Source organism: Veillonella sp. T11011-6 (genome assembly GCF_002959755.1).
GTDB lineage: Bacteria > Bacillota > Negativicutes > Veillonellales > Veillonellaceae > Veillonella.
Genome location: NZ_PPCW01000004.1, coordinates 613,501 through 628,292 on the forward strand (window position 1 = coordinate 613,501; position 14,792 = coordinate 628,292).

General features: G+C 41.1%; 2 protein-coding genes and 1 rRNA gene. All 3 read left to right on the plus strand.

Annotated elements, in window-relative coordinates; genetic code table 11:
• Positions 1–331 precede the first annotated feature (331 nt).
• The 3 genes from VRHSUH10_RS07385 to VRHSUH10_RS07395 all read left to right on the plus strand — a co-directional run bounded on the left by VRHSUH10_RS07385 (position 332) and on the right by VRHSUH10_RS07395 (position 14,776).
• Positions 332–11,365, plus strand: a complete 11,034-nt coding sequence (locus VRHSUH10_RS07385) for an ESPR-type extended signal peptide-containing protein (protein ID WP_105090028.1) — start codon at positions 332–334, stop codon at positions 11,363–11,365.
• A 128-nt stretch (positions 11,366–11,493) separates the two neighbouring features.
• Positions 11,494–12,294 carry a hypothetical protein gene (locus VRHSUH10_RS07390; protein WP_105090029.1) on the plus strand — a complete coding sequence of 267 codons (801 nt, stop codon included), beginning with the start codon at positions 11,494–11,496 and terminating at the stop codon, positions 12,292–12,294.
• Between the two features lie 919 nt (positions 12,295–13,213).
• Positions 13,214–14,776: ribosomal RNA gene (locus VRHSUH10_RS07395) — 16S ribosomal RNA — on the plus strand.
• The last annotated feature ends 16 nt before the right edge of the window (positions 14,777–14,792 follow it).

The window sequence follows — 14,792 nt, forward strand, 5'->3', positions numbered from 1 at the left end:
TGTAAATATAAACTGATAGGATCTATTTTATACTCTTATATATATAATGTATTATATTATATATAATATAACTATAAAAGAAACCCTTATTCTATGCTGATGTGGAGATATTTCCACATATCTAGAAAATTCAATTTATCTTGTTTAGAAATATAAAATTTATTTTAATTATTTTAGGAATTTCTATTTACAATTAGTTTATAAATTGTTATCATATTAATATCTTAATGAATGGTATGTGAACGTGTGTCATAAACAATTCATGAAACAAAAAATGTATATAAGGCATTTAGTGTTTTCTTTATAAGAGAGAAAGGGGTTCATAGTTTCTATGAATAAGGTTTTTAAGGTCGTTTATAGCAAATCTAAAGGCTGCTACGTAGTAGTACCTGAAACTGCTAAAAATAATAACGGCAAGAAAAAAGTATTAGCTAGCGTATTGGCTGGCTTGGCACTTGTTGGTGGTGCAGTTGCTGGTAACCCAGCTCACGCAATAGTTAGCTCCGATGGCAGTATTAATACAGAAGGTAGCCGAATTGATATTCATGCTAATGCTAAACCTGCTAACAGTGTTGGCGTTAATTCTATCGTTGTAGGTTACCAAAATAGAACTGATAATGAAGATGGTACTACGGCTCTTGGTGCAAATAACCAAGCTTATGGTAATTCTGGTTTAGCTGTTGGTAATCAAAACGAATCTAGCGGCGGTGCTTCCACTGCTATTGGTGCTGGCAACAGAGCAGCTGGTGCGGCAACGGTAGCTATTGGTAACGTAAGTAATGCTAATGCACAAAGTGCCATTGCAATCGGTTCCTATAACAACGTTGACTACACAAAAGGTACTTGGCAAACAGCACCTAAAAATGCAGGTGCATACTCTACAGTAGTTGGTAACTATTCTAGTGCAACTGGTAGAGAATCTGCTGCTATGGGTGTATATTCCAATTCTGCTGGTCCTGGATCTTTTGCCGCTGGTTACAAAGAAAATGCATTGGGTCAAAACTCCGTTGCGATTGGTTCTGAAAATACATCCCATGTAGCAGACACAATTACATTAGGTCAATCTAATAATGCTAAAACAATGGGTGGTATCTCCATCGGTAAAAATAACTTAACTGACTCCACAAATGGTGGTGCAAATGATCCTGAAACTCGTAATGAAAACTCCCAAATCGCTATTGGCCGAGACAATACTGCAACTCACTTAGATACAATTGCTATCGGTCGAGATACACATGCTACTGGATCTGGTGCAACAGCATTAGGTGCTCGTGCTGATGCATCTGGTAATAACTCCATTGCTATCGGTCAAAGTGGTAAAACTTCTGATCGTGTTATAGCATCTGGTGTAAATGCTATTGCTATTGGTATGCAATCTCAAGCATCTGGTGAATCTGCTATTGCTGAAGGCCCAGCTTCTCGTGCAGGCGGTAAATATGGTGTTGCATTAGGTCGTAAATCTAAAGCAAATGCTGAAGCTACAACAGCTTTAGGTAATGAAACTGAAGCTAACATTGCTAATGGTGTAGCTCTTGGCTCCTCTTCTGTTACAACAACAGATAAAGGCGTTCTTGGCTACAATCCATCTGATTTACATACTCGTAAATATACTAACTTACAAGGTAATGTACAAACAGCTACTACAGCTGCTGTATCCATCGGTAATGGTAAAACATTGACTCGTCAATTGACAGGTCTTGCTGCTGGTACTGCAGACACTGACGCTGTTAACGTAGCTCAATTGAAAAACGTTGGTGTTGCTGTAACTGGTAACACTGGTTCTAGCGACTTCTTGACTGATGGCGGTAAATTAAATGTTCGTGGTGAAGGTCGTGTATCTGTAGCTGCTAGCGATGATGGTGCTAAGGATTCCAAATTAACTTTAAAATTTGATGACACTGGCATGGTGAAAGCTGGTAAAAATGTTAAGGTTGATGAAGTAACTGTAAACGGTAAAACTACTTACACAATCAACGCTGCTGATACAGCTGCTAAATATGACTTCTTAACAAATGCAAAAGCTAACGGTGGCAACTTAGACGGCACTGCAAAACCTGCAACTGTAGCAAATGGTAATACTGTCAACTACGCAGCTGGTAAGAACTTAACAATTAAACAAGATATCAACCAATCTATTGGTGAACAAACATATACATACTCTTTAAATAGCGATCTTGGTGGCATTACTTCTATCACTAACAATGGTGGTACTACAATGCACTTTGGTGGTGACAACATCAGCATCACTGGTGGTAACTTGGATCTAGGTGGCAATAACATCACTAACCTTAAATCTGGTGGCGACACAATCAACAACGCAGCTAACATTGGCGACGTAACTCGTATTTCCAAAGCTAACGACTTGCATGTAGCTCCTACAGCAGGTACTAATAACAATGTGGCTGAATACACTGTAGATGCGAACAAAAAGGTTACATTAACATACCAAGATGGTAATGGTAAAACTGTTAACGGTCCTAAGGCTGTTATTGACTTGAGTGGCTTGAAAACTGGTGATATGAGTTCCTTCAATGTGAAATCCACAGCTACAGAAGGTAAAGTTGCACAAGGTTCCGCTGGTGTTCAAGAAATCCGTGATGGCAAAACTGTAGAAATGCAAGCCGGCAAAAACATGACCATTAAACAAACTAATAAAAATGGTAATGCAGCTGTTGAATTTGCATTGAACAAAGACATCGATTTGACTCCAGATGGGTCTATCAAAATCGGCGATACTAACATCACTGACAATGGTTTGACTATCAATAATGGTCCTTCCATTACAAAGACTGGCATCAACGCTGGTGATTTGAACATTACTAATGTGAAAGCTGGCGTAAACGACAACGATGCAGTTAATGTTAGCCAATTGAAACAAGTTCGTGCTGATGAACGTCACATCAAACCTGGTGAATACGCAGTTGATAACAACGGCAAAGTAACAATGACATACCTTGATGGTAACAACAAAGACGTTCCTAACGAAACTGCTGTTATCACAGGTATTGCTAAACAAGATCTTTCCAACATCAATAATGGTGGTAAGACTGTCATTAAAAATCTTGCTAAAGAAGCTATCGACATGGAAAACGGTAAGAACACAACTGCTTCTCACCGTGACGTAAATGGCGTTAAAACTTTCAAAGTAGACGTTGAAGGTGATTTAACTGACATTACATCCATCACAAATAAAGATGGCGACGGCAAAGTTGTATTTGGTGGTAACCAAACTGTAAACGTTGCAGGCGATCACAACATTAACTTGAATGCTAAAGTTGGTGACATCACTGGTTTAACTAACGTAACGTTGGATGCTCCAGACTTCGCTAAAAAAGGTCGTGCTGCAACTGAAGAACAATTGAACATTGTTAATAACAAGTTCAATAACACAGTTGGTTTGACTGGTAACACAGGCGCTACTGAATTACAAAAATTGAACAAACAAGGCGGCTTGAGCTTCGGCGTTGTAGGTGCTAACAATGGTGAGTACATTACAACAACTGCTTCTGGTTCTAATGTAGTGGCTGACTTGTCCGACAGCGCTAAAAACAAATTGAACAGCACTGTTGTAGTAGAAGGTAAAAATGCTGCGAAAGTAACAAGCAATGTAATTCAAAATGCAGATGGCAGCACAAAAACTGTATATACTGTAGATGTTAACAACGTAAAACCTACTGCTGCTTCTACTGAAAAAGTACAAGCTAAAGCAGACGTAGCTGGTTCTAGCGACAAAAACATCGCTAAAGTTGCACCTAAAGCTGGTGAAAACTTCGGTGATGCAGGCGCAACTTACGAAGTAAACGTATCCCGTAACGACGTAAAAGACGCAGCTCGTGAAGCCGTTACTGTAAATACTACAAACACAACTAACAACCCTATCACTGTTACACCTGTACAAGATGAAGCAAATCATAACACTACATACCAAGTAACATTCGATGGTAACAAAGCGGCTACTCAAATTCCTTTGACATACAAAGCGAATGGCCAAAATGCTCAAACAGTTACATTGGATAAAGGTTTGAACTTCGTTAACGGTAAAAACACAACAGCTTCTGTAGATGCTGAAGGCGTTGTTAAATACGATGTTAATAAAGATTTAGTTAATATCAATTCCATTTCCAACACTACAAATGGTCCAAAAATGGAATTCGGTCCTAACTCCATCAACATCACTAATGGCCCTATCAACATGGGTGACCAAAACATCACTAACCTTAAATCTGGTGGCGATGTAGTGAATAACGCAGCTAACATTGGCGACGTAACTCGTATCTCCAAAGCTAACGACTTGCACATTGCTCCTACAACATCCGATCGTCAAGGTGAAACTACTACATCTTACGCTTACGATGCAGCAAGCAAATCTGTAACATTGAAATACAACGATGGTAACGGTGCTAACCAAGCTGGTACAGTAGCAAAAATCGACTTGTCCGGTTTGGCGGATCAAATCAAAGACGGTTATTCCTTCTCCACTGACGCTAAAGGCAATGTAGTTGGTAACCACGCTGTTACAGCTGTTGGCAATGGTAAAACTGTTTCCTATGCTGCAGGCGATAACTTGACTGTAAAACAAGATATCGATGCTGCAACTGGCGAACACACTTACACATATGCATTGTCTAACAACATCGACTTGACTCCAAATGGTTCCTTGAAAATTGGCGACACTATTCTTAACAATGGTGGCTTAACAATTACAGGTGGCCCATCCGTTACTAAAACTGGTATCAACGCTGGTAACTTGAACATTACTAATGTGAAAGCTGGCGTAAACGATACTGATGCAGTTAACGTAAAACAATTAAAAGATGCTCGTACAGTAGTGACTTCTAACGATAACTCCGTAACAGTTAATAAAACTGAAAACGGTAACCAAGTTACTTATGACTTGCATGTAGCTCCAGGTGCTGCACAATCCGTATGGAATGTGAAATCCACTGGTAATACAACTGCTGATTCCGAAGCAACTGCAAAAACTATCACTGATGGTAAAACAGTTGAAATGGCAGCAGGCAAAAACTTGACTGTAAAACAAACTAGCAACAACGATGGTGCTAAAGTTGAATTCGACTTGGCTAACGATATCAAGATCGGTAATGACGGCAAAGACGGTAAAGATGGCGTTGATGGTAAAATCGGCGTAAATGGTAAAGATGGTTCTTCCGTTGTAATCAATGGTAAAGACGGCTCTATCGGTTTGAATGGTAAAGACGGTAAAGATGGTCTTACTATGAAAGCTGAAAACGGTCAACCTGGCGTAAACGGCAAAGATGGTATCACTCGTATCGTATACGAAGATAAAAACAACAACAAACACGAAGTTGCTACTTTGGATGATGGTTTGAAATTCACTGGTAACAACACTGATACAGTGAACAACCATAAATTGAATAGCCTTGTAAAAGTTCAAGGTGAAGGCGTAGATAAAACAACTTCTGCATCCTTCAAGAGCGCAGCTGGTAACATCAACGTAAAAGCAGATGGTACTGATACTCTCGAAGTTCAATTGAACAAAGATTTGAAAAACATCAACACAATTAAGAATGATGGCAATGCTACTTTCACAATCGGTGGCGACAACTTCGCATTCAATGGTGGTAATGTAAGTCTTGGTGGTAACAATATCACTAACCTTAAATCTGGTATTGTAAATAACAATGATACTGATAACACTAACGCTGCGAACATTGGCGACGTTAAGACGATCTCTAAAGCTAACGACATTCATGTCAAAGACAAAACATACACAGTGAACGCTGATAAAACAGTTACATTGGAATATGTTGATGGCAATGATAATACAGTGAACAAAACAGCTAAGATCGACTTGAGCAACTTGCCTACAGGCGATAAAGCTGCTGTTGAAAGCGTAGTTAAAAAATCTGCTGCAGCAGGCGACACTAACATCGCTGACATCACTGTAGCTGACGGCAAACAAACTGGTGATGCAAATGCTAAATACGAAGTAAATGTTTCCCGTAATGCTGTTAAAGATGCAGCTCGTGAAGCAGTGACTGTAAATACTACGAACACTACTAACAACCCTATCACTGTTACACCTGTTCAAGATGAAACAAACCATAACACAACTTATACAGTAACATTCGATGGCGATAAAGCGGCTAAACAAATTCCTTTGACATACAAAGCGAATGGCTCTAACGACCAAAAAGTTACATTGGATAAAGGTTTGAACTTCACTAATGGTTCTAATACAACAGCTTCCGTAGCTGCTGATGGCGTAGTTAAATACGATCTTAACAACAATGTAAACTTGACTCCAAATGGTTCCTTAACTATTGGTGATACTGTTGTTAACAACGGTGGCTTAACTATTTCCGGTGGCCCATCTGTTCTTAAAACTGGTATTAATGCTGGTAACTTGAACATTACTAATGTGAAAGCAGGCGTGAACGATACTGATGCAGTTAACGTTAAACAGTTGAAAGACTCCCGTACAGTAGTAACTTCTAACGATAACTCTGTAACAATTAACAAAACAGAAAACGGCAACCAAGTTACTTACGACTTGCATGTAGCTCCAGGTGCTGCACAATCCGTATGGAATGTAAAATCCTCTGGTAATACAACTGCTGATTCCGAAACAGCTGCAAAAACTATCTCTGATGGTAAAACAGTTGAAATGGTAGCAGGTAAAAACTTGACTGTAAAACAAACTAGCAACAACGATGGCGCTAAAGTTGAATACGCATTGTCCGATGACATCAAAGTTGGTAACGACGGTAAAGATGGAAAAGACGGCGTTGACGGCAAAATCGGCGTAAACGGTAAAGATGGCTCTGCTGTTGTGATTAACGGTAAAGACGGTTCTATCGGCTTGAATGGTAAAGACGGTAAAGATGGTCTTACTATTAAAGGCGCTAACGGTCAAGACGGCGTAGACGGTAAAAATGGTACTAATGGTATCACTCGTATCGTATACGAAGACAAAAACAACAACAAACACGAAGTGGCTACTACTGATGACGGCTTGAAATTCACTGGTAATAACACTGACGTTGTAAACAAAAACAAATTGAACAGTCTTGTTAAAGTTCAAGGTGAAGGCGTAGATAAAACAACTTCTGCATCCTTCAAGAGTGCTTCTGGTAACATCAACGTAAAAGCTGATGGCACTGATACTCTCGAAGTTCAATTGAACAAAGATTTGAAAAACATCACTTCCATTAAGAATGATGGCCCTGCAACTATGACAATTGGCGGCAACGAATTCAAATTCGATGGTGGCAACGTGAACATGGGTGGCAACAACATCACTAACCTTAAATCTGGCGGCGATGTAATCGATAACGCAGCTAACATTGGCGACGTAACTCGTATTTCCAAAGCTAACGACTTACACATTGCACCAACTCAATCCAACCGTGCAGGTGAAACTACTACATCTTACTCCTATGATGCAGCAGACAAATCCGTTACATTGAAATACAACGATGGCAATGGTGCTAACCAAGCTGGTACAATCGCGAAAATCGACTTGTCTGGTTTGGCTGATCAAATTAAAGACGGCTACTCCTTCTCCACAGATGCGAAAGGTAATGTAGTTGGTAACCACGCTGTAACAGCAGTAGGCAACGGTAAAACTGTATCCTACGCAGCAGGCGATAATTTGACAATTACTCAAAATATCGATAATGCAACTGGTGAACAAACTTATACATATGCATTGTCTAATGACATCAAAGTTGGTAACGACGGTAAAGATGGCAAAGACGGTGTTGATGGTAAAATCGGCGTAAACGGTAAAGATGGTTCCGCTGTTGTAATCAACGGTAAAGATGGTTCCATCGGCCTTAATGGTAAAGACGGTAAAGATGGTCTTACTATGAAAGCTAAAGATGGTCAACCTGGTGTAAACGGTAAAGATGGTATCACTCGTATCGTATACGAAGATAACAGCAAGAATACACACGAAGTGGCTACATTGGATGATGGCATGAAATATGCTGGCGACGATGCACAAGGTGCAGATAAATCCAAAGTTATTGCTAAGAAATTGAACGAAACTATGGATGTTGTTGGTGGTGCAGATAAGTCCAAATTGACTGACAACAACATTGGCGTGAACAACGTAGATGGCAAATTGAAAGTTCAATTGTCCAAAGAAGTTAACTTGACTCCATCCGGTTCCTTAACAATTGGCGATACTAAGATCACTGACGGTGGTTTGGTAATCAACAATGGTCCATCCATTACTAAAGGTGGCATCAATGCTGGTAACTTAAACATCACTAACGTGAAAGCTGGCGTAAATGACACTGACGCAGTTAACGTAAAACAATTGAAATCCGCTAAGACAGAAGTTAAAGCTGGTGACAACGTAACAGTTGATAAAACAATTGGTGCTGATGGTCAAAACATTTACACAGTAAATGCAAAAGCAACTAACCTTGGCGATGCTGAACTTAACTACACAGCTAACGGCGGTGCTAAACAAAAAGTTAAATTGTCTGAAGGCTTGAACTTCGTTGACGGTAACTACACTAAAGCTTCCGTTGATGCAAACGGTGTTGTTAAATACGACGTAACACTTGGTAAAGTGAGAGACGGCGTTGACGGCAAACCAGGTGTAGATGGTGAAAATGGTATTGCAACAGTTAAAACTGTAGTAGATACAATCAACAACTCCGGTTGGAAAGGTGACGTTACTGGTAACACAGTAGGCGATCACAGTGCAACAATCGTAAAACCTGGCACAACTGTAAACTTCGGTGCAGGTAAAAACTTAACTGTTGAACAAATCGTTGATGCAGTAACTGGCAACCACACTTACAACTATGCATTGTCCGACGATATCAAAGTTGGTAATGATGGTAAAGACGGTAAACCAGGCGTTGACGGTAAGATCGGTGTAAACGGTAAAGACGGTTCTGCTGTTGTAATCAACGGTAAAGACGGCTCTATCGGCTTGAATGGTAAAGACGGTAAAGATGGTCTTACTTTCAAAGGTGCTAACGGTCAAGACGGCGTAGACGGTAAAAACGGTACTAACGGTATGACTCGTATCGTTTACGAAGATAGCAACAACAACAAACACGAAGTTGCTACTACTGATGACGGCTTGAAATTCACTGGTAACAATGAAAGCGTTGTAAACAAAAACAAACTTAACTCCACAGTTAAAGTTAAAGGTGAAGGCGTTACTGAAGAGCAAGAAAAAACATTTGAATCTGCTGCAGGTAACATCGCTGTAACTGCTGATGGTAACGATACTTTGAACATTCGCTTGAATAAAAACATCAAAGGCATCGACTCTATCCAAACTAAGGAAATCCACTTAGGTACACCTGATAACTACACAACAATTAAGAAAGATGGGGACCGCATTAAATACGGTGACAAAACATTCGCTAACACTGACGATATCTGGACAATTCAAGCTAATGGCACAGATGTTCCAGCTAACGGCGGTAAAGTAAATGTTAAAGGTGCTGACGGTATCACAGTATCCAAATCTGCTAATGGTGAAATGACAATTAGCGGTGCTGGCCTTGGTACAATGAGTAGCTTCAACGTTAAATCTTCTGGTAATACTACTGCTGATTCTGAAACAGCAGCTAAGAAAATTACAGATGGTAAAACTGTTGAATTCTCCGGCGGTAAAAACCTTACTGTAAAACAAACTAGCGACGAAAACGGCGCTAAAGTAGAATATGCATTGAGCAACAATGTAAATCTTACTAACGAAGGTTCCTTAACAGTTGGCGATACTAAGATCACTGATGGTGGCTTGGTAATCAACAATGGCCCATCCGTAACTAAAGACGGTATCAACGCTGGTAATAAACAAATTACTAACGTTGAAGACGGTGTAAACGATACTGATGCGGTTAACGTACGTCAATTGAAAGAAGCTAAAACTAACCTTACTGATGGTCAAAACACTAAAGTGACTGGCGACGGTTCTAAAAACAACCCTTACAAAGTTAATGTTGAAGGCGATTTGAACAAAATCACTTCCATTACTAACAAAGAAGGGGATGGTAAATTAGAATTCAAAGGTGACCAAGTAGTTAACGTAGCTGGCGACAACACAATCAAGCTTGATGGTAAAACTGGTGATATCACTGGCTTAACTAACAAAACTCTTGATTCTGCTGACTTCGCAACTAAAGGTCGTGCAGCAACTGAAGAACAATTGAAACTTGTTCAACAAGAAGCAGCTAAAAAATCTACTGAAAAAGTACAAGCTAAAGCTGATGCTAATAACATTGCTAAAGTAGCTCCTAAAGCTGGCGATACATTCGGTGCAGCTGGTGCAACATACGAAGTATCTGTAGATAAAAACGACGTGAAAGACGCAGCTCGTGAAGCAGTTACTGTAACAGGTGACAACAAAGCGATCACTGTAGATGTTCAACCAAATGCTACTAACCATACAACTAACTACCAAGTTAACTTCAATGGTAAGGAAGCAGCTAAACAAATTCCATTGACTTACAAAGAAAATGGTGGCAACGCTAGAACAGTAATGTTATCTGAAGGTTTAGACTTCTCCAACGGCGTGAATACTACTGCTCACACTGATGCGAACGGTAAAGTATCCTTCGACGTGAAAGGCGACCTCACTAACATCACTTCCATTTCCAACAACTCCAATGGTCCTAAAGTATCCTTCGGTGGCGATACTGTAAATATCACTGGTGGCAACCTCAACATGGGTGGTAACAAAATCACTAATGTTCAAAAAGGCACTAATGATACAGATGCAGTAAACGTTAAACAATTGAAAGATTCCCGTACTACATTGACATCTGATGATCATTCCGTAGTATTGAAGAAAACTGAATCTGCTGACGGTGGCTTGAACTATGACCTTTCCGTAAAAGGCGCAGTTGACCCTCGCGTTGATCAATTGAACGAAGAAATCGGTCGTGTAGGTGCACAAGGTGCAGCATTGTCCGCATTGAAACCTATGCAATACGATCCATTGGAACCAACTCAAATCATGGCTGGTTACGGTAACTACCGTGGTAACTCCGCGATTGCAGTGGGCGTAGCTCATTACAAAAACGAGTCCACAATGTTCCATGGCGGCTTGTCCTGGGCTGGCGGTTCTAGCCACATGATGGCAAACGCTGGTGTAACTTGGAAAGTTGGTAACAGAGATGCTGAAGCAGCTGTAGCAGACCGCTACCGCAAAGGCCCTATCAGTTCTGCATACGCAGTTCAAACTGAAATGGCTGCAATGAAAGCTCAAAATGCCGGATTAAAAGGTGAAGTATCCGACTTGAAATATGAAAACGAACAAATTAAAGCTCAAAACGCTGGTCTACAAAGTGAAGTAGAAGTATTGAAAGCTCAAATGGCTGCAATGATGGCGAAAATGGGTATGTAATTAGTTACACTTTCAGAAAACTTTCAAAAAAACTAGGAATCTAATCCTAGGTATGGATATGACTGGTAAGGGTTCCCTCGGGAGCCCTCATCCAGCACATTAATTCGACTATGAAAAGAGGAATAGATATGAAAAAATCTACAATGCTTGCTTTCACAGCAGCAGTTTTATTGAGCGCAGCATCCTTCACTGGTCACGCAGCAAGCGCTCCAACATATGATGACAACTTGATCTTACCTAACCCTGCATCCGCACCTGGTTTGAGCAATGTTGTATTGGTACCTGTGGCTAGTCCACAAGTAGTACAATCTCTTCATGATTATGTGAAAGCATGGGAAAATGCGGAACAAAAAATCGCCTTAGCAGAAGCTAAACGCGACAATCATGAACAATTGACTAAAGCTGATAAAAAATGGTTACATTCCAAAGATAAACATAACTATGCTGATTACTTCCGTACGCATTCCATTGGCCGCGTACACGGTTTTGAAACAGCTTTAAATTGGAACGGTGAAAACCGCAACAAAAACGAATACGAATACTTTGAAACACCAAAATACAATGAAAAAGATGGCTTCGTAAACAGCTATGGCTTCAATGTATTGCGTGGCATGGTAGATCGTGTTAACGAAGTTGTACAAAAACAAAAACAAGTTGGTGGTCCTATGAATGACGACGAAGCACAAGCATTAGAAGATGCAATCTTGGATATCCTTGCTCAAGAGCAAGAACATGTATCTAACGAAGAACTTCGTCACTACATGAACGAAACAATTTGGTTCGCTGCTAAACAAACAGTTAAAAATAAAGCAAGCGAAGAACCAACGGCTGCTGATGAGCACGTAGTAGACCTTCGCAAAGCTATCAACGAACCAATGGGTAGCAATGACTACAACAAAGTTGATTTACGTAGTGCAATCCAACAATAATTGGTATCTATAGTGATGTAGATATTAAAGCCTTGTCTTCTCTCGTTTAAAGGCTTAGTTGATCTCTAATACATACTGATGATATACGTGTATCCCTTACATGCACGTGTATCTACAATGACACAATGGCCCTTATAATGAGTTTGTGAGGGCCCCCGTACCCTGGACCCCCGACTAGGGAACACAAATCCTTATTAAACAACGCCATCCGGTTGGATGGCGTTGTTTTTATATATATATATACTATATAACGACAGAATTATGCTGATGATACATGTAGCTTAAGAGGTGATTAATAAAAGAGTCTGAATGGGAATTACTACCTATGAAGAATAACGGTATAGATGTGGTGGTAATAGCGTATATAGTAAGCCAATTTAAGTTGATTATTGATATTATTAATAAGTACTATATATAGTATGGAAAATACAAGAATCTACCATATAAAGAGAGGTAGAAAAAAGTTTGCAAAATTTTAAAATTAGGGGTTGCGTACCTCAGTTCTTTGTACTATAATAGCTATACAGTCGTTCGAAGCGACTGTTTATTAGTTAGCAAACACTAGATAAAATCTATGTTTGTTGATAATCGTTTTAGAATAAAAATGTAATTCCTGGCTGAAACAGAAATTACAAAATTCTAAAAAAGATTATAAAAAGATGTTGACATGAAAGTGACAACATGTTATTATAATCTAGTCGCCAGTTGATGAAACACTTCGAAAGAAAGTGCTTCGAAGCTAGATAAAATCTGGTTTAACTGGTACAGATCTTTGAAAACTGAACAATGATAGGTAATCAATCAATACGATTGAACATATGCCAGAGTGCGGGTTTTGACAAAGTCAAAACCAACCATAATTCAAAGTTACTTAAATGTAACGACAACAAATAATGAGCTATTCAAATAGCTTCAAGATATCTTGGAGAGTTTGATCCTGGCTCAGGACGAACGCTGGCGGCGTGCTTAACACATGCAAGTCGAACGAAGAGCGATGGAAGCTTGCTTCTATCAATCTTAGTGGCGAACGGGTGAGTAACGCGTAATCAACCTGCCCTTCAGAGGGGGACAACAGTTGGAAACGACTGCTAATACCGCATACGATCTAATCTCGGCATCGAGGATAGATGAAAGGTGGCCTCTATTTATAAGCTATCACTGAAGGAGGGGATTGCGTCTGATTAGCTAGTTGGAGGGGTAACGGCCCACCAAGGCGATGATCAGTAGCCGGTCTGAGAGGATGAACGGCCACATTGGGACTGAGACACGGCCCAGACTCCTACGGGAGGCAGCAGTGGGGAATCTTCCGCAATGGACGAAAGTCTGACGGAGCAACGCCGCGTGAGTGATGACGGCCTTCGGGTTGTAAAGCTCTGTTAATCGGGACGAAAGGCCTTCTTGCGAATAGTTAGAAGGATTGACGGTACCGGAATAGAAAGCCACGGCTAACTACGTGCCAGCAGCCGCGGTAATACGTAGGTGGCAAGCGTTGTCCGGAATTATTGGGCGTAAAGCGCGCGCAGGCGGATTGGTCAGTCTGTCTTAAAAGTTCGGGGCTTAACCCCGTGATGGGATGGAAACTGCCAATCTAGAGTATCGGAGAGGAAAGTGGAATTCCTAGTGTAGCGGTGAAATGCGTAGATATTAGGAAGAACACCAGTGGCGAAGGCGACTTTCTGGACGAAAACTGACGCTGAGGCGCGAAAGCCAGGGGAGCGAACGGGATTAGATACCCCGGTAGTCCTGGCCGTAAACGATGGGTACTAGGTGTAGGAGGTATCGACCCCTTCTGTGCCGGAGTTAACGCAATAAGTACCCCGCCTGGGGAGTACGACCGCAAGGTTGAAACTCAAAGGAATTGACGGGGGCCCGCACAAGCGGTGGAGTATGTGGTTTAATTCGACGCAACGCGAAGAACCTTACCAGGTCTTGACATTGATGGACAGAACCAGAGATGGTTCCTCTTCTTCGGAAGCCAGAAAACAGGTGGTGCACGGTTGTCGTCAGCTCGTGTCGTGAGATGTTGGGTTAAGTCCCGCAACGAGCGCAACCCCTATCTTATGTTGCCAGCACTTCGGGTGGGAACTCATGAGAGACTGCCGCAGACAATGCGGAGGAAGGCGGGGATGACGTCAAATCATCATGCCCCTTATGACCTGGGCTACACACGTACTACAATGGGAGTTAATAGACGGAAGCAATACCGCGAGGTGGAGCAAACCCGAGAAACACTCTCTCAGTTCGGATCGTAGGCTGCAACTCGCCTACGTGAAGTCGGAATCGCTAGTAATCGCAGGTCAGCATACTGCGGTGAATACGTTCCCGGGCCTTGTACACACCGCCCGTCACACCACGAAAGTCGGAAGTGCCCAAAGCCGGTGGGGTAACCTTCGGGAGCCAGCCGTCTAAGGTAAAGTCGATGATTGGGGTGAAGTCGTAACAAGGTAGCCGTATCGGAAGGTGCGGCTGGATCACCTCCTTTCTAGGGAGACATACAC